The sequence below is a fragment of the Allobosea sp. R86505 genome, from assembly GCF_042466375.1.
Classification (GTDB): domain Bacteria; phylum Pseudomonadota; class Alphaproteobacteria; order Rhizobiales; family Beijerinckiaceae; genus Allobosea.
In genome coordinates this window covers 4,481,979-4,501,517 of sequence record NZ_JAXHPY010000001.1, presented here as the reverse complement: position 1 = coordinate 4,501,517, position 19,539 = coordinate 4,481,979, and the positions used below count along the sequence as shown (strand labels likewise).

20 protein-coding genes are annotated in these 19,539 nt (G+C 67.4%); 9 read left to right on the top strand and 11 right to left on the bottom strand.

Translation table 11 applies throughout. From position 1 onward, the window contains the following. Window positions 1–23: 23 nt before the first annotated feature. Genes SJY11_RS21715 through SJY11_RS21705 form a run of 3 tightly spaced genes read left to right on the top strand, consistent with a single transcriptional unit; the run spans window position 24 to window position 2,325 of the window. Complete coding sequence (locus SJY11_RS21715; protein ID WP_376988811.1) at window positions 24–761, top strand: 3-deoxy-manno-octulosonate cytidylyltransferase; 738 nt, start codon at window positions 24–26, stop codon at window positions 759–761. An 18-nt stretch (window positions 762–779) separates the two neighbouring features. Next, complete coding sequence (locus SJY11_RS21710) at window positions 780–1,634, top strand: prephenate dehydratase (protein WP_376988810.1); 855 nt, start codon at window positions 780–782, stop codon at window positions 1,632–1,634. A gap of 13 nt (window positions 1,635–1,647) precedes the next feature. After that, window positions 1,648–2,325 (top strand): VOC family protein, encoded by a 678-nt coding sequence (locus SJY11_RS21705; RefSeq protein WP_376988809.1) that lies wholly within the window; start codon window positions 1,648–1,650, stop codon window positions 2,323–2,325. Here the strand turns inward: SJY11_RS21705 and nudC are convergent. Continuing rightward, complete coding sequence (gene nudC / locus SJY11_RS21700) at window positions 2,322–3,278, bottom strand: NAD(+) diphosphatase (RefSeq protein ID WP_376988808.1); 957 nt, start codon at window positions 3,276–3,278, stop codon at window positions 2,322–2,324. The genes SJY11_RS21705 and nudC overlap by 4 nt on opposite strands. 43 nt (window positions 3,279–3,321) lie before the next feature. Further along, window positions 3,322–4,209: a 3-hydroxyisobutyrate dehydrogenase gene (mmsB, locus tag SJY11_RS21695; RefSeq protein WP_376988807.1), complete on the bottom strand. Its 888-nt coding sequence runs from the start codon at window positions 4,207–4,209 to the stop codon at window positions 3,322–3,324. Between the two features lie 58 nt (window positions 4,210–4,267). Between mmsB and SJY11_RS21690 the strand changes: the two genes are divergently transcribed. Beyond that, window positions 4,268–4,546, top strand: coding sequence for a type II toxin-antitoxin system RelE/ParE family toxin (locus SJY11_RS21690; protein ID WP_376988806.1), 279 nt, complete (start codon window positions 4,268–4,270; stop codon window positions 4,544–4,546). After that, entirely contained in the window at window positions 4,518–4,856 is a 339-nt protein-coding gene (locus tag SJY11_RS21685) for a HigA family addiction module antitoxin (RefSeq protein WP_305678669.1), read from the top strand. Before SJY11_RS21690 ends, SJY11_RS21685 begins: the two co-directional genes overlap by 29 nt. A gap of 3 nt (window positions 4,857–4,859) precedes the next feature. On the opposite strand, the gene SJY11_RS21680 is transcribed toward SJY11_RS21685, so the two are convergent. After that, on the bottom strand, window positions 4,860–6,008 hold the full coding sequence (locus SJY11_RS21680; RefSeq protein ID WP_376988805.1) for an isobutyryl-CoA dehydrogenase: 1,149 nt from the start codon (window positions 6,006–6,008) through the stop codon (window positions 4,860–4,862). 22 nt (window positions 6,009–6,030) lie between these two features. Further along, entirely contained in the window at window positions 6,031–7,527 is a 1,497-nt protein-coding gene (locus SJY11_RS21675; protein ID WP_376988804.1) for a CoA-acylating methylmalonate-semialdehyde dehydrogenase, read from the bottom strand. 127 nt (window positions 7,528–7,654) lie between these two features. Between SJY11_RS21675 and SJY11_RS21670 the strand changes: the two genes are divergently transcribed. Further along, complete coding sequence (locus SJY11_RS21670; protein WP_376988803.1) at window positions 7,655–8,581, top strand: LysR family transcriptional regulator; 927 nt, start codon at window positions 7,655–7,657, stop codon at window positions 8,579–8,581. On the opposite strand, the gene SJY11_RS21665 is transcribed toward SJY11_RS21670, so the two are convergent. The 3 genes from SJY11_RS21665 to SJY11_RS21655 all read right to left on the bottom strand — a co-directional run bounded on the left by SJY11_RS21665 (window position 8,572) and on the right by SJY11_RS21655 (window position 12,750). Further along, window positions 8,572–9,870 (bottom strand): GGDEF domain-containing response regulator, encoded by a 1,299-nt coding sequence (locus SJY11_RS21665; protein WP_376988802.1) that lies wholly within the window; start codon window positions 9,868–9,870, stop codon window positions 8,572–8,574. The genes SJY11_RS21670 and SJY11_RS21665 overlap by 10 nt on opposite strands. Window positions 9,871–10,018: 148 nt before the next feature. Next, a complete protein-coding gene (locus SJY11_RS21660; protein ID WP_376988801.1) occupies window positions 10,019–11,764 on the bottom strand; it encodes an ABC transporter permease in 1,746 nt (581 codons plus the stop codon). Then, a complete protein-coding gene (locus tag SJY11_RS21655) occupies window positions 11,761–12,750 on the bottom strand; it encodes an ABC transporter substrate-binding protein (RefSeq protein WP_376988800.1) in 990 nt (329 codons plus the stop codon). Before SJY11_RS21655 ends, SJY11_RS21660 begins: the two co-directional genes overlap by 4 nt. Window positions 12,751–12,952: 202 nt before the next feature. Here SJY11_RS21655 and tal point away from each other — a divergent pair, with 202 nt between their 5' ends. Then, window positions 12,953–13,921, top strand: coding sequence for a transaldolase (tal, locus tag SJY11_RS21650; protein WP_376988799.1), 969 nt, complete (start codon window positions 12,953–12,955; stop codon window positions 13,919–13,921). Window positions 13,922–13,947: 26 nt separating this feature from the next. On the opposite strand, the gene SJY11_RS21645 is transcribed toward tal, so the two are convergent. Beyond that, the gene (locus tag SJY11_RS21645) at window positions 13,948–14,457 is read right to left on the bottom strand and encodes a hypothetical protein (protein WP_376988798.1); all 510 of its coding nucleotides are present in this window, start codon (window positions 14,455–14,457) and stop codon (window positions 13,948–13,950) included. A gap of 110 nt (window positions 14,458–14,567) precedes the next feature. Next, window positions 14,568–16,244: a thiamine pyrophosphate-binding protein gene (locus tag SJY11_RS21640; protein ID WP_376988797.1), complete on the bottom strand. Its 1,677-nt coding sequence runs from the start codon at window positions 16,242–16,244 to the stop codon at window positions 14,568–14,570. A 53-nt stretch (window positions 16,245–16,297) separates the two neighbouring features. Here SJY11_RS21640 and SJY11_RS21635 point away from each other — a divergent pair, with 53 nt between their 5' ends. Together SJY11_RS21635 and SJY11_RS21630 are read left to right on the top strand one after the other, a co-directional pair. Further along, on the top strand, window positions 16,298–16,552 hold the full coding sequence (locus SJY11_RS21635) for a type II toxin-antitoxin system Phd/YefM family antitoxin (RefSeq protein ID WP_291828787.1): 255 nt from the start codon (window positions 16,298–16,300) through the stop codon (window positions 16,550–16,552). Beyond that, window positions 16,549–16,932 carry a type II toxin-antitoxin system VapC family toxin gene (locus SJY11_RS21630; protein ID WP_376988796.1) on the top strand — a complete coding sequence of 128 codons (384 nt, stop codon included), beginning with the start codon at window positions 16,549–16,551 and terminating at the stop codon, window positions 16,930–16,932. The genes SJY11_RS21635 and SJY11_RS21630 overlap by 4 nt, the downstream gene beginning before the upstream one ends. A 5-nt stretch (window positions 16,933–16,937) precedes the next feature. Here the strand turns inward: SJY11_RS21630 and SJY11_RS21625 are convergent, their stop codons facing one another. Then, entirely contained in the window at window positions 16,938–18,125 is a 1,188-nt protein-coding gene (locus tag SJY11_RS21625; RefSeq protein WP_376988795.1) for a CaiB/BaiF CoA transferase family protein, read from the bottom strand. A 110-nt stretch (window positions 18,126–18,235) separates the two neighbouring features. Next, entirely contained in the window at window positions 18,236–19,453 is a 1,218-nt protein-coding gene (locus tag SJY11_RS21620) for an acyl-CoA dehydrogenase (protein WP_376988794.1), read from the bottom strand. Between the last annotated feature and the right edge of the window lie 86 nt (window positions 19,454–19,539).

Below are 19,539 nucleotides of genomic sequence, written 5' to 3'. Positions count from 1 at the left end.
GCCACCGAGCCCTGCCAGCCATCATGTCGGACCCGCTGATCCTCATCCCCGCGCGCCTCAGAGCCACGCGCCTTCCCGGCAAGCCGCTGGCCGACATCCATGGCGAGCCGATGATCGTCCGCGTCTGGCGCCGGGCCGTGGCGGCCGGCATCGGCCCCGTCGCGGTCGCGACCGACTCGGCCGAGATCCTCGCCGCCGTCGAGGCCGTCGGCGGCGTCGCGGTGATGACCAGCGTCGATCACCCCTCGGGCTCCGATCGCATCAAGGAAGCCGCCGACATCCTCGACCCCAACGGCCTTCACGACGTCATCGTCAACGTCCAGGGCGACTTCCCGACACTGGAGCCCGTCGCCATCGCAGCCGCGATCACGCCGCTCGCCGATCCGGCGGTGCAGATCGCGACGCTGGTCGGCCTGATCACCGACGACGAGGAGAAGACCGCGCCGAGCGTCGTCAAGATGGTCGGCAGCCCTGTCGCGCCGGGCCGCCTGCGGGCGCTCTATTTCACCCGCGCGACGGCGCCCTATGGCGAAGGCCCGCTCTACCACCATGTCGGCATCTACGCATATCGCCGCCGCGCGCTCGACCGTTTCGTCAGCCTGCCGCAGTCGACGCTGGAGAAGCGCGAGAGTCTCGAGCAACTGCGCGCGCTGGAAGACGGCATGCGCATCGACGCCATGATTATCGACCATGTCCCGCGCGGTGTCGACACGCCCCCCGACCTCGACCGCGCCCGTGCGGTCCTGAAGACCAGCGCCTGAAGTTCGAGAGCCGCATTCATGACCATCATCGTTTCCTATCAGGGCGAACCCGGCGCCTTCTCCTCCCAGGCCGCCCTGCAGGTCTTTCCCGATTGCGAGCTTCTGCCCTGCGCCACCTTCGAGGATGCGCTTGCGGCGGTCTCCGACGGCACGGCGCGCTACGGCATGATCCCGATCGAGAACTCGATCGCCGGCCGCGTCGCGGACATCCATCATTTGCTGCCGCGCTCGGGGCTGCACATCATCGGCGAGCATTTCCTGCCGATCCGCTTCCATCTGATGGCGGTGAAGGGCGCAACCCTGGCGACGCTGACGAAGGTGCAGAGCCACATCCACGCGCTCGGCCAGTGCCGCAAGATCATCCGCAAGCTCGGCCTCAAGGCCGAGGTCGCGGCCGACACGGCCGGCTCGGCCCGGCAGGTGGCCGAGGCGGCCGACATCACCCGCGCGGCGATCGCTCCCCGCATCGCGGCCGAGGTCTACGGCCTCGAGATCCTGATGGAGGACATCGAGGACGAGAAGCACAACACGACGCGCTTCGTCATCCTCTCGAAATATCCGGAATTCGTTCGCCAGGGCGCCGCGAAGACGGTGACAACGCTGATCTTCCAGGTCCGCAACCTGCCGGCCGCGCTCTACAAGGCGATGGGCGGTTTCGCCACCAACGGCATCAACATGACCAAGCTCGAGAGCTACATGGTCGATGGCCAGTTCTCGGCGACGATGTTCTATGCCGATGTCGAGGGGCATCCGGACGATCCGGCGCTGCGCCGCGCACTCGACGAGCTCGCCTTCTTCTCCAAGGAGGTGAAAATCCTCGGCGTCTACCCGGCGAGCCCGCTGCGCGAGAACTTCGCGGAAGCCGCGGAGTAAGGGGACTGCCGCCGTGGTCGAGGCCCTATCTTCCCACGCATCGAGGCGGCCCTCCCTTCATCTCGACCATCTGACGGTGATCGCGCCCTCGCTGGCCGAGGGCGTCGCGCATGTGCGGGCCTGCCTCGATCTCGACGTGCCCTTCGGCCAGCGCCACGCCTATATGGGCACGCACAACCATCTGCTGCAGCTCGGCGGCGCGGTCTATCTGGAGATCGTCGCGCTCGATCCGGAAGGACATGCTCCCGGGCGGTCGCGCTGGTTCGGTCTGGATGATCAGGCGGGCATCCGGCGGGCCTGGGACGAAGGGCGCCGTCTGCGCGGCTGGGTCGCGCGCACGGACGACATCGACGCCGTGCTGGAGGGACGCGAAAGCATCTTCGGTCGCAAGGTCGCACTGCCTCCCGAGGCGCCCGCCTTCGATTTCGCGATTCCCGACGACGGCTCGCTGCCTGCCGACGGCGCCTGGCCCTCGCTCATCGACCGGCGCGGCAAGGCACGCTCCATGGCAACGATGGCCGATCTTGGCGCGCGGCTGCAGGCGATCACGCTCGAAAGCCCCGATCCCCTTGATACCCAGCAGCTGTACGACGAGCTTGCGATCGATACGCCGCCGACGGTTCAGCCCGGTCCCGCCTTGCGCTACCGCGCCAGTATCGCGACGCCGGCGGGCCTGAGGGAACTGACCTAGGCGCGCTCGCCCTCGACCGCCCAGGCCCGCAACAGCGTGTTGGCGATGGCGAGATGCTGCGGGCTGGTGAAGCCCTCGGGGTGGGTGCCGTCCAGCATCGCCAGCGCCTCGTCGCGCGTGAACCAGCGCCCGGCCTCGAGCTCGGTCATGTCGAGCACGATCTCGTCGTTCAGCGCTTCCGCGATGCAGCCGATCATCAGCGAGGAGGGGAAGGGCCAGGGCTGCGAGGCGATGTAGCGGACGGTGCCGACACGCAGCCCGGCCTCCTCCCAGCTTTCGCGGCGCACCGCATCCTCGAAGGTCTCGCCCGGCTCGACGAAGCCGGCGATGCAGGAATACATCCCCGGCGCGAAGCGCGCCTGACGCGCCAGCAGACAGGTGTCGCCGCGTGTGACCAGCATGATCACGACCGGGTCGGTGCGCGGAAAATGCAGGGCACCGCAGGCGCGGCACTCGCGCTTCATGCCCGCAGCCCCGGCGATCGTCGGGCCGCCGCACTGGGCGCAGAAGCGGTGGCGCGCATGCCAGTCGAGCAGGGCCTTGCCCTGCCCCAGAGGCCCGAGTTCGTCCTTGGGGACCAGGTTCTTCAACGCCACCGAGCGCAGGTCGGTCACCAAAAGCTCGGCGCGCTCCCGCAGCGCATCGGCCTGCGAACGATCCAGCAGCCGGGCGAAGCGCGGGGCGCCGTCCGGAGCCAGGCCCAGGAAAACCTCCTCGAGACCTTCGCCGAGCAACTCCGTCTCGCCATGGCTGAACCAGACCGACAGCGCCTCGCCCTCGAGCCGCTTGAGAATCGGTGTCTCGCCCGCCACCACCGCGATGCGCGTATCCGAGCGGTGGCGCAGCGCATTCACGGCATCGGGCTTGTCGCGCAGGTCCTCGCGACGGTCGAGCATGTTGACGGCGAAGCCCGTGAGGGCCGAGCGTTCGCGAGGACGGGAGGCATCGTTCATGCCTCCCGTCCTAAACCCCGCTCCCGCCCCCACGCAAGCACGGTTATGGGGCGCTGCGGCCGCGCAGCAGATGGACGATGGCGGAGAAGTCCGCCCCGCCTTCGCCCCAGGCGTTGTGGAGCCCGTAGAGCTGCGTCGCCGCGGCGCCGAGAGGCGTCGAGGCGCCGGCCGCCTGGGCGGCCTCCTGCGAGAGCTTGAGGTCCTTCAGCATGAGCGCCGAGGCGAAGCCGGCCTTGTAGTCGTTGTTGGCCGGCGAGGTCGGCACCGGGCCCGGCACCGGGCAATAGGTCGTCAGCGACCAGCACTGGCCCGACGAGGTCGAGGCGACGTCGAACAGCGCCTGATGCGAAAGGCCGAGCTTCTCGGCCAGCACGAAGGCTTCCGACACGCCGATCATCGAGATGCCCAGGATCATGTTGTTGCAGATCTTCGCGGCCTGGCCGTTGCCGGCGGCACCGCAATGCACGATCCGCCGGCCCATCGCCTTCAGGATCGGCTCGCCAAGCGCGAAGGCCTCGTCGGTGCCGCCGACCATGAAGGTCAGGGTGCCGCCCCGGGCTCCGCCCGTGCCGCCGGAGACCGGCGCGTCGAGCGAGAGGCAGCCGCGCTCGCTGGCCAGCCCATGCGCCTTGCGCGCGCTCTCGACATCGACGGTCGAGCAATCGATCAGCAGGGCACCGCTCTTCACGCGGGGCAGCACATCGCCCCAGACGGAGAGCACATGCTTGCCCGCCGGCAGCATGGTGACGACGATATCGGCGTCAGCGACGGCCTCCTGCGCCGAGCCGGCGATCGCGACGCCGAGTTCGGCCGCGGCGTCCTTCGACGCCTGAACCAGATCGAAGGCGCGGACCTCATGCCCCGCCTTGACGAGGTTCCCGGCCATCGGGCCGCCCATATTGCCGAGGCCGATGAAGGCGATACTGGTCATGGTCTTGATCCTTCCATTCCTCTTGACGGAATACCTTTGAGGGAATAGTTGTCTGGCTGTGATCGGATCGTTCGCGCAGAAAGAGGCCGAACTCCTGTTCCACGACAAGCCGGTCCGGCGATTCGCCGCGATCGAGCGCGTGGTCAGGCGCAAGCTGCTGCTGCTTCATGCGGCCGCGAGGCTCGACGATCTGCGAGTGCCGCCCGGTAATCGGCTGGAAGCGCTGAAGGGTGATCGCGCCGGGCAGCATTCGATCCGCGTCAACGACCAGTGGCGGATCTGCTTCATCTGGAAGGAGGGCGAGGCGCATGACGTCGAAATCGTCGACTATCACTGATGCGGTCGAGCGCGACGAGGCGGTGCTGGACCTGATCCCGCCCGGCGAGGTCCTGCTCGAGGACTTCATGAGGCCGCTCGGTGTCAGCCAGAACCGGCTGGCGCGCGACATCGATGCGCCGGTGAGCCGCATCTCCGGCATCGTCAAGGGTGAGCGCACCATCACGGCCGACACGGCCCTGCGCCTGGCGAAGTTCTTTGGGACCACGCCCGAGATGTGGATGAACCTGCAGACGGATTATGATCTGCGCGCGGCACGGCGCGCGTCCGGGGCGGATATCGACAAGCGCGTGAGGCCGCTTGCCGCATAGCCCTCAGTTCCCCTTGGCCCGGCCGACCAGCCCGCGTGCCACGATCATCCGCATCACCTCGTTGGTGCCTTCGAGTATCTGGTGGACGCGCAGGTCGCGGACGATTTTCTCGATGCCGTAATCGGCGAGATAGCCATAGCCGCCATGGATCTGCAGCGCCTCGTTGGCGACCGTGAAGCCCGTATCGGTCGCGACGCGCTTGGCCATCGCGCAGAGCCTCGTGGCGTCCGGCGTCTTGGCGTCCAGCGCCGCCGCCGCCCGCCAGAGCAGGCTGCGCGCTGCCTCCAGTTCCGTGGCCATGTCGGCGAGCTTGAACTGCAGCGCCTGGAAATCCGCGATGCGTGAGCCGAAGGCCTTGCGCTCCCCGGCATAGGCCAGCGCCTTGTCGAGCGCGCTTTGCGCACCGCCGAGCGAGCAGGCGCCGATGTTGAGGCGCCCGCCATCCAGCCCCGCCATCGCGATCTTGAAGCCGATACCCTCGGGTCCCAGCCGATTGGCGACGGGCACGCGGCAGTTCTCGAAGATCACGGCGCGCGTCGGCTGCGCGTTCCAGCCCATCTTCTTCTCATTGGCGCCGAACGACAGCCCGGGCGTGCCCTTCTCGACGACAACAGTTGAAATGCCCGAGGGGCCGGCCTCGCCGGTGCGCACCATCACGACATAGAGGTCGGAGACGCCGGCGCCCGAGATGAACTGCTTCTGCCCGTCGAGGATGTAGTGGTCGCCGTCGCGGACCGCCTTCGTCTTCAGGGCCGCCGCGTCCGAGCCGGCACCGGGCTCGGTGAGGCAATAGCTCGCCAGATGCTCCATCGAGCAGAGTTTGGGCAGGAAGGCCGCCCGCTGCTCGGCCGAGCCGTAGCGGTCGATCATCCAGGCGCACATGTTGTGGATCGAGATGTAAGCCGCCACCGTCGGGCAGCCGGTTGAGAGCGCCTCGAAGATCAGTGCCGCATCGAGCCGCGTGAGGCCTGAGCCCCCGACGTCATCGGCGATATAGATGCCGCCCATGCCCAGCGCCGCCGCCTGGCGCATCTCCGCGACCGGGAAATGCTTCTCCTCGTCCCAGCGAATGGCATGGGGCGCGAGCGTCTCGGTGGCGAAGGCGGTGGCCATCTCCTGGATGGCGAGTTGGTCCTCGCTCAGCGCGAACATGGCCACCTCCTCCTTGCCTGTCTCAACCCATCGTCGGGATGACGAAGCTCGCGCCGTCCTTGATGCCGCTCGGCCAGCGCGCCGTCACCGTCTTCGTCTTGGTGTAGAAGCGGATCGAGTCGGGGCCGTGCTGGTTCAGGTCGCCGAAGGAGGAGCGCTTCCAGCCGCCGAAGGTGTAGTAGGCCAGCGGCACCGGGATCGGCACGTTGATGCCGACCATGCCGACCTGGACCTTCGAGGCGAAGTCGCGCGCCGCATCGCCGTCTCGGGTGAAGATCGCGGTGCCGTTGCCGTATTCATGGTCGTTGGTCAGCTTCAACGCCTCGTCATAGCTCTCCGCGCGCAGCACGGAGAGGACCGGCCCGAAGATCTCCTCCTTGTAGATGCGCATGTCCTTGGTGACGTTGTCGAACAGGCAGCCGCCGACATAGAAGCCGTTCTCATAGCCCTGCATGGTGAAGGCGCGGCCGTCGACGACGAGCTTTGCGCCCTCTTCGATACCGACATCGACATAGGACTTGATCTTCTCCATCGCCGCCTTGGTCACGACCGGGCCGTAATCGGCCGACGCGTCGGTCGAGGGGCCGATCTTCAGGCTCTCGACCCGCGGGATCAGGCGCTTCACCAGCTCGTCGGCGGTGGCCTTGCCAACCGGAACCGCCACCGAGATCGCCATGCAGCGCTCGCCGGCCGAGCCGTAGCCGGCGCCGATCAGCGCATCGACCGCCTGGTCCATGTCGGCGTCGGGCATGATGATCATGTGGTTCTTGGCGCCGCCGAAGCACTGCACGCGCTTACCGGCCGCGCAGCCGCGGGCGTAGATGTATTCGGCGATGGGGGTCGAGCCGACGAAGCCGACGGCCTTGATGTCGGGGTCGTCGAGGATGGCGTCGACCGCCTCCTTGTCGCCGTTGACGACGTTGAGGATGCCGGGAGGGCCGCCCGCCTCGATGAACAGCTCGGCCAGGCGCATCGGCACACCCGGATCGCGCTCGGAGGGCTTCAGGATGAAGGCGTTGCCGCAGGCGATCGCAGGGCCGAGCTTCCAGAGCGGGATCATTGCCGGGAAGTTGAACGGGGTGATGCCGGCGCAGACGCCGAGCGGCTGGCGCAGCGAGTAGATGTCGATGCCGGGGCCGGCGCCGTCGGTGAACTCGCCCTTCATCAGGTTCGGTACGCCGAGCGAGAACTCGACCACCTCGACGCCTCGCTGGATGTCACCCTTGGCGTCGGGAATGGTCTTGCCGTGCTCGCGGGCGAGCAGCTCGGCCAACTCATCGTTGTTCTGCGCGATCAGGTTGAGGAACTTCATCAGCACACGGGCGCGGCGCTGCGGGTTGACCGCGGCCCATTTCGGCTGCGCCTCGGCGGCGTTCTCGACGGCGGCGCGCAGCTCGGCGGCCGAGGCCAGTGCGACCTTGCCGATGATCGTCCCGTCCATCGGCTGATAGATGTCGGCGGTACGGCCCGAGATGCCGGCGACGTGCTTGCCGCCGATGAAGTGCCCAACCTGACGCATCGCGTCCTCCCCTACCAATGGTGATGTCTCGAACCGGTGCCACCCCTACCATTCACGTTTGTGCACGGCTATAGCGACGTTGGGCGAAGTGGCGTGCGGAAAAGCAAATACCGGGGAGCGCATGGCGATGGAGCGGTTCGATTGGGACGATCTGCGGTTCTTCCTCGCGGTCGCGCGCTCCGGGCGCCTGACCGCCGCGGCCCGCCGGCTCGGGGCCGATCATGCCACGGTCTCGCGTCGGATCACCTCTCTTGAAGAGTCCCTCAAGGCCAAGCTCTTCGAGCGCCGGCCGCAGGGCTACACCCTGACGGCGCATGGCGAGCGCCTGCTGGCCCGCGCCGAAAGCATGGAGACCGATGCGCTCGCGATCCAGAGCGACATCGGCGGTGCCGACATGGTGCTGGCCGGCACCGTCCGCATCGGCGCACCCGACGGCTTCGGCACCGCCTTCCTGGCGCCGCGCCTCGCCAAGCTCGCCAGCGCCTATCCGGGGCTCGAACTCCAGCTCATCGCCATGCCGCGCCTGCTCTCGCTGTCGAAGCGCGAGGCCGATGTCGCGATCACGCTCGCCCCGCCCAAGGAGGGCAAGGTCGTGGCGCGCAAGCTCTCGGACTATCGCCTCGGCCTCTACGCCAGCCGCGACTACCTTGACGCGATGCCCCCCGTCACGACTCCGGAGGATCTCTTCGCCCATCGCATCGTCGGCTATATCGACGACCTGATCTTCACGCCCGAACTCGACTATCTCGACGAGATCGCCAAGGGCCTGCGCGCCCAGGTGCAGAGCTCGAGCGTGCTGGCGCAGATGAACGCCGTCATCGCGGGGGCCGGCATCGGTGTGATCCATCATTTCATGGCGGAGGGCGAGCCGCGCCTCGTGCCGGTGCTGCCCGAGACCGTCTCGATCACGCGCTCCTTCTGGCTCCTCGTCCATGCCGATCTCAAGGACGTGGCCCGGGTCCGCGCGATCGTCGATTTCCTCGTGCGCGAGGCCAAGGCGAGCCGCGCCCTGCTGATGGGCGAGGTACAACTCTCCCCGCTCGCTCACGCCTGAATGCGGTTTCGCCCGGCCTGCTTGGCGGCGTAGAGCGCCCGGTCGGCGTTGCGCAGGGCGACATCGAGGCTGTCGCGAGCCGAGATCTCGGCCAGTCCGATCGAGACCGTGAGCCCGAGGGTGAGTGGCCCGACCGCCATGGGGCGCTGAGCGATTCCGGCCCGGATGGCGTCGGTCAGGGTGCCGGCGTCGCTCTTGTCCAAGCCGGGCAGGAGCAGGGCGAATTCCTCGCCTCCGAGCCTCGCCAGCAAATGGGGCATGCCCGCCAGGGCCTCGCCGAGCTCGGAGGCGAACACGCGCAAGGCCTCGTCGCCCGCATCATGGCCATGCTCGTCGTTGAGCCGCTTGAAGTGATCGATGTCGAGGATGGCGACGCAGGTCGGCTTGTCGGCGCGTCTTGCCTCGGCGATCATTTTCGGGCCGCGCTCGAAGAAATAGCGCCGGTTGAACAGCCCGGTCAGATAGTCGCGCCAGGCGAGGTCGTGCAGCTGGCGCATTCGCAGCAGCGTCTCGGCATTCGACGCGATGCGGCACTGCAGCTCCTCGAGAACGAAGGGCCGCGAGATGAAATCATGCGCGCCGGCCTTGAGGAATCCCGCCGAGATCGCCCGGTCTGTCGAGGAGGAGATGCCGATGACCCGGACCTGCTCGGCGGAATAGCGCCGGCGGATGCGGCGCGCGAGCTCGAACCCGTCCATGTCCGGCATGTTGTAGTCGGACACGACCAGCCTGATGTCCTGATCCTTCTCCAGCATCGTCAGCGCATCGGCGCCCGAGCCGACCTCGACCACCGTGTATTGTTGGCTCGTCAGCATCTGGGCGAGCAGCCGGCGCGTCGTGGTCATGTCGTCGACCACGAGGATGCGCGTTTCGCGATTGGTCAGCGCGCGCTTGACGGATCCGACGAGATTGCCGAGCGCGAACTCGGAATCCTTCAGGACATAGTCGAACACCTCGCGTTCCATGATGCGTGCGCGCGTCGCCGCATTGAAGGTTCCGGTGAACACGATGGTGGGAATGCCGTGACTGACCGTCCAGTCCAGCGCCTCGCCATCGGGAGCGTCGGGCAGATTGAGGTCCACGACCGCGATCGCGTAACCCTCCTGGTCCTTCAGGATCGCGTTGCTCAGATCCTTGAGGCAGGCGCAGCTCGTGACCTTGAGACCCGTCTCGGCCTCGATCATCTGGCGTAGCGCGATCGCGAACGTCTTCGAATCCTCGACGACCAGGACCCTGCGCCTGTCTTGCGGACGGAAGAGAGGCTGCCGTTCCGCGGTACGCTCATTCATCGGCTGGTCCTGGCAGGCATGGGCCCACGCATCTGCCGTAACGTCATGGCCGGATTGAGAATTTCGGCAGGTGCGCGCCGTCAAGCTCTACCCATGATAGGGTTAACGAGATGTTGTTGCCTGCTGCGGCGCGCGCGAGACCGCCCTGTCAGATGCGCCAGGGCAGGACGTTGCCGGGCAGCCGCTTCGCCAGCAGGTTGAGGACCAGCATCGCGGCGAGGATCACCAGCGAGGCGCTGATCGCCACGGCCGCAGCCTCGCCCGCCAGCCCCGCCTCCTTCAGCGAGAACAGCACGACGCCCAGCGTCTCCGTCCCCGAGGACCACAGAAGTGCCGAGACCGTCAGTTCGTTGAAGGCGACCAAAAACACCATCAGGGCGCTGACCATCGCCGCCGGCGCCAGGATCGGCGCGACGATGAAGCGCAGCATCTGCCAGAGCGTGACTCCGTCGAGCTTGGCGGCCTCCTCGTGATGCGCCTCGATCTGCGCCATCGCCGCGAGCGGCGCCTTCAGCGCCAGCGGCAGGAAGCGCGCCAGATAGGCGAAGAGAATGATGAACGGGGTGGCGTAGATGCTGACGCCGAGCAGTGGCAGCGGCTTCAGGAACATCAGGATGCAGGCAATCGCGAGGACCACGCCGGGCAGGGCATAGGGCAGCTCGATCACCACCTCGACGACGCGTCTGAGCCTGCCCATGCGCCGCTCGAGCGCATAGGCGAAGGCAATCGCGACCCCCGCGAGGATCACCGCGGCGCTGCCGGCGAACAGGAAAGAATTTCGGAAAGCCCTGACCGTCACATCCTGCCGCAGCAGCACTTCCGCGAACTTGTCGAAGGTCAGGCTCTGCCAGTTGAGCGCGACGCCGAGCGCAGGCGTCAGTGCCTCCCCCAGCAGGGCGAGGAAAGGCAGGCCGAGCTTGATCGCCAGGAGTAGGAGAAGACCGCCCAGCACGACCGGACGAGCCCGCCCGAGCGTCCAGAACGGCTCCAGCGGGCGCTCGATCTCGACCCTGCCGCCGGCCCGGCGTGTCGCCAGCATGCCGGCCGCGATGCCCACGGCCGCCACCAGCGCGACGAGGATCGACAGCGCCGCCGCATCGGGCAGGCCGGCGGGGCCGAAGCTCGACAACCGGCGATAGATCAGCGTCGGCAGCGTCAGATAGTTCACCGGCAGGCCGAGCAGCGCCGGAATGCCGAAATTGCCGACGCCCGCCACGAAGGCCAGCAGAGCCGCCGCGGCGATCTGCGGCCGCAGCACCGGCAAGAGGATGCGCGAGATGATGGTGGCGGGTCCCGCGCCCTCCATCTGGGCGGCTTCGATCAGCGAATGCGGCACGCTGCGCAGGCCGGTCCAAAGCGTGATCGCGACCAGCGGGGCGTGATGAAGCGCCATCACCAGCGCGATGCCACCGCGCCCGAGCAACGGGTTGGGCGTGCCCGGCGCTGGCGAGAGCCCGATGAGCGCGAGGATCGGCGAGTGCGGCGCGAATAGGCTGAGGAAGGCGAGTGCCGCCACCTGCGGCGCGATCATCATCGAGAAGACGAGCGCAAACGCGATCGTCCGCTTGCCGCGCACATCGGTGACGGCGAGCAGGATGGCGGCCGTGCCTCCGATCAGCAGCGCGCCGATCGCCGAGAGGCCCGCGGTTTCCAGCGTGTGCAGCGTCGCGTTGACGGCGGCCCGGCTGCCGATCTCCGCCAGCGCGGCCTCGGGCGAAAACTGCCAGCCCGGCGCGAAGGCGGCGGCGGCCAGCCGCAGGAAGGGCAGGCCGCCGAACAGGATCGCACAGATCGTTACCAGCACCGGCAGGCCGAGACCGGGAGGCAGGATCAGGGCGCGCCATAAGGGGCGCGGCCTGGTCTCCGGCCACAGCGTTGGGGCCGCCAGCGTCACTCGAAGATCGTGGTGAAACGCTTGCGCGCGGCTGCTTCGTCGGCCAGCGCCTTGGCGGCGTCGAACGGCATCAGCTTGATCGCGGTGCGGGCGGGGTAGCCGGCGGGCAGGGCGACGTCGGGATGAGCCGCGACATAGCCCTGCTTGAGCGCCAGTTCCTGCCCGTCCTTGGAGAGCAGGAAGTCGACGAAGGCCTTGGCGGCTTCGGGGTTCTTGCTGGTCTTCAGGATCGCGACCGGCTCACTGACGGCCGAAACGCCCTCGCTCGGGAAAACGAATTCGACCGGCGCGCCCTTGGCCTTTTCGCGGATCGGCATGAAGTCGACGATCATGCCGTAGAGCTTCTCGCCGGTCGCGACCTGGCGCAGGATGTCGCCGTTGGAGCCGGCCGCGAGCGCGCCATTGGCCTTCAGCGCCTCGTAGAAGGCCCAGCCGGTCGGCAGGTTGCTGCTCAGCGTGATCGTATGGATCATCGCGGCGCCGGAGTTCAGCGGGCTCGGCATCGCCAGCAGGTTCTTGGCCTCCGGCTTGGTCAGGTTGAGCCAGCTCGCCGGCTTCATCGGCGCCTTGGTGTTGTAGACGATGCCGGTGGTGATCAGCTTGGTCGCGAACCAGAACTTGGCGGGGTCGTGGATGCCGGCCGGATAGGCCGAGGTCTGGGCCTTGTCGTGCGCCAGAAGCCGGTTCTCCTTCTTGAGCCCCTCCATCGTCACCGCATCGGCGATCAGGAGCAGGTCGGGCTGCGGGGCACCGGCTTCGAACTCGGCGCGCAGCTTGGCCATCACGCGTGGTGTCCCGTCGCGCACGAAGCTGATGTCCACCTTGGGATACTTCGCCTTGAAGGCATCGATCGTCTGCTGGGCGTCGGTGTTGGGCTGGCTGGTGTAGAGAACGAGCTTGCCTTCGACCGCCGCGGCCGGGCCGCTCAGCAGCAGGCCGGCGACGAGGCCGGCGCTCAGCACGGAATAGGATGCCTTGAAGCGCATGGTGGTCTCCTGCTGGGATGTTCTGGGTGGGTCTGCGCTGGCGGTAGTCTGCGCATATGACATATCCATGAAGCTGTCGTCATGAGGCGGATGTTCGTTCCGTCCGTCTCTCTGCAGGGCTCCCCTGTGTCGCGGCGGGTTGACCCTCCCGTCCGGGCATCCCACCTTCCGATCTCAAGCCTCTGCCTGCGACGGGACCGCCATGACCGCCTCCAAGCTCGACCAGCTCCGCCAGATGACCACCGTGGTCGCCGATACCGGCGATATCGAAGCGGTCCGTCGGCTCGCCCCGGTCGATTGCACGACGAATCCGACCCTGATCCTGAAGGCGGTCGAGACCCCGGCCTATGCCGATCTCGTCGAAGAGGCCGTCGCATGGGGAAAGAAGGCCGGCGGCGGAGACGATACGGTTCATGCGGTCTGCGACCGTCTCGCCGTCACCTTCGGCGCCGAACTGACGAAGATCGTGCCCGGCCGCGTCTCGACCGAGGTCGATGCCGATCTCTCCTTCGACACCAGGGCCACGATCGACAAGGCGCGCGCGCTCATCGCCGCCTATAAGGAGCGGGGGATCGAGAAGGACCGCATTCTCGTCAAGATCGCCTCGACCTGGGAGGGCATCCAGGCGGCCAAGGTGCTGCAGGCCGAGGGCATCGACTGCAACCTGACGCTGCTCTTTTCGCTGCCGCAGGCAGTGGCCTGCGCCGATGCCGGCGCCTTCCTGATCTCGCCCTTCGTCGGCCGTATCCTCGACTGGCACGTCAAGGCGGGGGGCGGTCCCTACACGGCGGAGACCGACCCCGGCGTGGTCTCGGTGAAGAGCATCTACGCCTATTACAAGAGCTTCGGCATCGCGACCGTGGTGATGGGCGCCTCGTTCCGCAACACGGGCGAGATCGAGGCCCTGGCCGGCTGCGACCGGCTGACGATCGGGCCGGGGCTGCTCGATGAACTCGCTGCGGCGACGGGAGATCTGCCGCGCAGGCTCTCGCCCGCATCGTCGCCTCAAGCGGATTCGGAACTGGCCAAGAAGATCATTCTCGACGAGAAGGCCTTCCGCTTCGCGCTGAATGAGGACGCCATGGCGACGGAGAAGCTTGCGGAAGGCATTCGTGGCTTCGTCAAGGACCTGAGGAGCCTGCGCAAACTGGTCGCGGCGCGGTTGGTGTAGCCGAGATCGGCCAAACCGCCGGCGGATCAGTTCGTCTTCGCCGCGGCCTGAGCCGTGATCGCCGGCTTCGGCGGAGCGGTGACGTTGTCGAAGAAGCTGCGGCCGCCGGCCGCGGCCATCTCGAGCTGCTGCTTCCAGCCCTTGCTGTCCTTGCCGGCGCTCAGCGCGGTGAATTCAGCGCGGAGATTGTCACCGCCGCTACGGGCGCCCTGATAGACCATGACGCCCTGGGCCGTGACGACGATGTCGCCGCGGCGCAGTGTCGGGTCCTTCAGATACCAGTGCGGGTCGGTGGCCGGGTCGAGCTGGACCACCGGAGGTTTCGGCTTCGACGAAACCTCCGGCGCCTTCGGGCGGGACGGGCGCTGCTGCAGCGGCTCGTCATATTCGTAGATCGGCGTCGCCCGCAGGCGCGGTCCGCCGCCGAAGATGGCGCGGCCGAGCTCCTCGAACAGGTTCGCCGCCTGGACCGACGGCGCGCCCGAGACGGCCATCGCCGCCGCCAGCCCCAACATCGTCATCCGCCGCGCCGTCATCGTCGCCATCCTCTGCCAATCGGCTGATCAACGAGGAATGGTCGCAAAAGGTTCAGCGCAGGTTCACCGATGCGGTTAACATTTTTTTCGCGATGCGGCGGCTGCCCCCATCACCCTTTGGCCGCCAGCGCCTCAGCGCGGATCGTCGAGAGCGACTTGGCCGGCGTGATCGCCTCCGGATCGAGCAGGCAGTGAATGATCGAGGGCTTGCCCGAGGCGACCGCGCGCTCGAAGGCCGGGCCGAACTGCTCGGTCGTCTCGACGCGCTCGCCATGCCCGCCAAACGCACGCGCATACGCCGCGAAGTCCGGATTCTTCAGCGTCGTCGCCGAGATGCGGCCCGGATACTCCCGCTCCTGATGCATCCGGATGGTGCCGTACATGCCGTTGTCGACGACGATGACGATGACCGGGAGGTCATACTGGACGGCCGTGGCGAAATCCTGCCCGTTCATCAGGAAGCAGCCATCGCCGGCGAAGGCGACGACAGTCCGCTCCGGATAGAGCCGCTTGGCGCCGATCGCAGCCGGCACGCCATAGCCCATCGAGCCCGAGGTCGGGGCCAGCTGCGTCGCGAATTTCGTGAAGCGGTGGAAGCGGTGCACCCAGGTCGCATAATTGCCGGCACCGTTGCACAGGATCGCGTCGTCCGGGAGGTGGTTGCGCAGCCAGCGCACCATCTCGCCGGGATGGAACGTGCCGGCGACTGGGGCCGGTTGCTCGCTCCAGCCGAGATAGGCCTCATGAGCCGCGGCCGCCGCGCCGGCCCAGGGGATCTCCTGCGGCGGATGCACCGTCTCCAGCGCCGCGCAGAAGGCGGTGGGCGAGGCGTTGATCGCCAGCGTCGGCCGGTAGACGCGGCCCAGTTCCTCGGGGTCGGGATGGACATGCACCAGCGGCCGGCCGGGATTGGGAATGCCGAACAACGAGTAGGACTGGCTCGGCATCTCCGACAGGCGCCCGCCGACGAGGATGACGAGATCGCTCTCCTCGATCCGCGCCAGCAGCTTCGGATTGGGGCCGATGCCGAGATCGCCGGCGAAGTTGGGGTGGTCGGCCGGGAACAGCATCTGCCGCCGGAAGGAGACGGCGACGGGCAGGTCGAAGCGCTCGGCGAAGCGCTGGAAGCGCGCGATCGCCTGCGGGTCCCAGCGCGAGCCGCCGAGGATCGCGACCGGCGATTTCGCAGCCCAGAGCCGCTTCTGCAGGTCGATCGTCTGAAGCAGCGACGGATGGGTCTCGGTCACCTGATAGGGTTCGGCATCGATCGCTTCGACGACGTCGGTCAGCATGTCCTCCGGCAGCGCAATCACCACGGGGCCTGGCCGACCCGAGGTCGCGACATGGAAGGCGCGGCTGATGATCTCGGGGATGCGCTCGGCCTGGTCGATCTCGGTCGCCCATTTCGTCATGGTGCCGAAGACGGCGCGATAGTCGAGTTCCTGGAAGGCTTCGCGCTCGCGCATCGAGCGGTCGATCTGGCCGACGAACAGGATCAGCGGCGTCGAATCCTGATGGGCGATATGGACGCCGGGCGAGGCGTTGGTGGCGCCCGGCCCGCGCGTGACGAAGCAGATGCCGGGCTTACCGGTGAGCTTACCGGCGGCCTCGGCCATCATGCAGGCGCCGCCCTCGGCCCGGCAGATCGTGACCTTCAGCTTGGCGTCGTGCAGCGCGTCGAGCACGGCGAGATAGCTCTCGCCGGGAACGCAGAACGCGTCGGTCGCGCCATGGATCAGGAGTTGGTCGACGAGGATCTGCCCGCCGGTGCGCTTGGTCGTCGTCATTGCGGCGTTTCCGTTACTTGACTAAGTTGGTCATGTTGAATGAGGAGGCGGCCATGACGCGCGTCACCGTCCACGAAGCCAAGACCCATCTTTCCCGCCTGCTCGAAGAGGTCGAGAAGGGTGGGGAGGTCGTGATCTCGCGACGCGACAAGCCAATTGCGCGGCTGGTGCCGATTGAAACGGTGCAGCCGGAGGTCATGCCGGCGCGTCGGCCGGGCCGCATGCAGGGCCTGATCGATATCGGGCCGGAGTTTTTCGACCCGCTGCCGGACGATGAACTGCGGCTTTGGGAAGGCCACGGCGATTGAGGCTTCTGCTCGATACCTCGACGCTCATCTGGTGGGCGAATGACAGCGCGAGCCTGAGTCGCGCCGCACGGACAGCCATCACCCGCGCTGAAATCGCCTTCGTCAGCGCGATCACGGCCATGGAGCTTTCGACGAAGCTGCGGATCGGCAAATTGCCCGAGGCCGCTTTGCTGGTGGAGGAGTTCGACCGCCGCTGCGCCGATGAGAGCTTCGTGCTGCTGCCGCTGTCCCATCGCCATGCGCTGTTCGCCGGCTCGATCCGAGGAGAGCCACGCGATCCCTTCGACCGCATGCTGGCGGCGCAAGCGATCATCGAGGACCTGACAGTCGTCGCCTCCGACACCGCCTTCGACGCCCTCGGCGCGCGCCGCCTCTGGTGACGCGCTCACCGAGCGGCTCCGCCCCAGGCCGGATCGTTCAAAATCTCGTCGGCATGTTGGCCCAGCCGCGGGCTCGGGCGCGGCGAGACCTGCCGGACGCCGTCCATCACGATCGGCGAGGCGACGGTCGGGATCGCGCCACCCTTTGCTTCGGTGCTGGCGAGATCGACGCGCACGCCGCGAGCGATCACCTGTTGATCGGCGAAGACTTCGTCCACCGCATTGATCGGGCCGGCCGGCACGCCGACCCTCTCCAAAGCCGCCAGCAGATCGGCCTTGGTGTAACGCTGGCAGAGCGCATGCAGCCTCTCGGTGAGCGCGACGCGGTTCTTCACCCGCCAGCGGTTGTCGACATAGTCGGGGTCGTCCGCCAGCGCCGGCTCGCCCAGCACCTCGCAGAGCTTGCGCCACTGCCCGTCATTGCCGGTGGCGATGATGATGTGCCCGTCCGCGACCGGGAACACGTCATAGGGCACGATATTAGGGTGCGCATTGCCGAGACGCGCCGGCAATTGGCCCGAGACGAGATAGTTCAGCGCCTGGTTGCCGAGTACGGCGATCTGGCTGTCGAGCAGCGCCATGTCGAGCGTCGCGCCTTCTCCGGTGGCGTCGCGGCGCCGCAGCGCCGAGAGGATACCGATCGTGGCATAGAGCCCGGTATAGATGTCCGCCGTCGCATAAGCCGCTTTCATCGGCGCGCCCTCGGGCTCGCCGGTGAGCGACATCACGCCGCCCATGCCCTGGACCAGGAAGTCGTAGCCGGCGCGCGGCGCATAGGGGCCGGTCTGGCCGAAGCCCGTGACCGAGCAATAGATCAGGCGGGGATAAGCCGCGCGCAGCGAGGCCGCGTCGAGCCCGTACTTCTCAAGGCCGCCGACCTTGAAGTTCTCGACCACGACATCGGCATGGGCGGCGAGCTTTCGCACCAGCGCCTGGCCCTCGGGCGTGCGGAAATCGGCGGTGATCGAGCGCTTGCCGCGATTGGCCGAGTGGAAATAGGCAGCCGACAGGTGCTCCTCGCCCGTGCCCTCGACGAAGGGCGGCCCCCATTTGCGGGTGTCGTCACCCTCGGGCGCCTCAACCTTGACGACATCGGCGCCGAGGTCGGCCAGCACCTGGCCGATCCAGGGCCCGGCGAGGATGCGCGCGAGTTCGAGGACGCGCAGGCCGGCGAGGGGAGGTGTGACGGTCATGGCGCCTTTGGCTCGACGTCATGGTCGGGCTTGACCCGACCATCTCCGGGGAAGTTCACGCGGGACGAGATGCCCGGGTCAAGCCCGGGCATGACGGCTGCCGGATACGCTCAGAAAAACGCCTGCAAGCCCGTCACAGCCCGCCCGAGGATCAGCGCGTGGACGTCATGCGTGCCCTCATAGGTGTTCACCGTCTCGAGGTTCGCGGCGTGGCGCATGACATGGTACTCGATCGAGATGCCGTTGCCGCCATGCATGTCGCGGGCCTGGCGGGCGATGTCGAGCGCCTTGCCGCAATTGTTGCGCTTCACGAGCGAGATCATCTCCGGGGCCATCTTGCCCTCGTCCATCAGCCGGCCGACGCGCAGCGAGCCCTGCAGGCCGAGCGAGATCTCGGTCAGCATGTCCGCGAGCTTCTTCTGGAAGAGCTGCGTCTGGGCGAGCGGCTTGTTGAACTGCTTGCGGTCGAGGCCGTACTGGCGCGCGCGGTGGAAGCAGTCCTCGGCCGCGCCCATCACGCCCCAGGAGATGCCATAGCGGGCGCGGTTGAGGCAGCCGAACGGACCCTTCAGGCCCGAAACATTCGGCAGCAGATTCTCTTCCGGAACGATGACGCCGTCCATGACGATCTCGCCGGTGATGGAGGCGCGAAGCGAGAGCTTGCCGCCGATCTTCGGCGCAGACAGCCCCTTCATGCCCTTCTCGAGGATGAAGCCGCGGATCTGGTTGTCATGCGCTGATGACTTCGCCCAGACGACGAAGACATCGGCGATCGGCGAGTTCGAGATCCACATCTTCGAGCCGGTCAGGCGATAGCCGTCGGCGACCTTCTCGGCGCGGGTCTTCATGCCCGCCGGGTCGGAGCCGGCATCGGGCTCGGTCAGGCCGAAGCAGCCGACCCATTCACCAGAGCCGAGCTTGGGCAGGTACTTCTTGCGCTGGCTCTCGTCGCCATAGGCATAGATCGGATACATCACCAGCGAGGACTGGACCGACATCATCGAGCGATAGCCGGAATCGACGCGCTCGACCTCGCGCGCCACCAGCCCGTAGGAGACGTAGTTGGCGCCGGCGCAGCCATACTCTTCCGGGACAGTCACGCCGAGCAGGCCGAGTGCACCCATCTCGTTGAAGATCGAGCGATCGGTCTTCTCGTCGAGATAGGCCTCCGAGATCCGGGGCTGCAGCTTCTCCTGCGCGAAGTCGCGCGCCGTGTCGCGGATCAGGCGCTCGTCCTCGGTCAGCTGCTCGTTGAGCAGGAAGGCGTCGTCCCAGGTGAACTCGGCCAGCTTGTGGCTCGTGCTGTGGCTGCGGGCGGCTTCGGCCATGGTCGTCTCCCTCAAGGTTCCTGCGTCATGGTCGGGCTTGACCCGACCATCTCGGAAGCCAGCGGACTGGTCCAAGAGATTCTCGG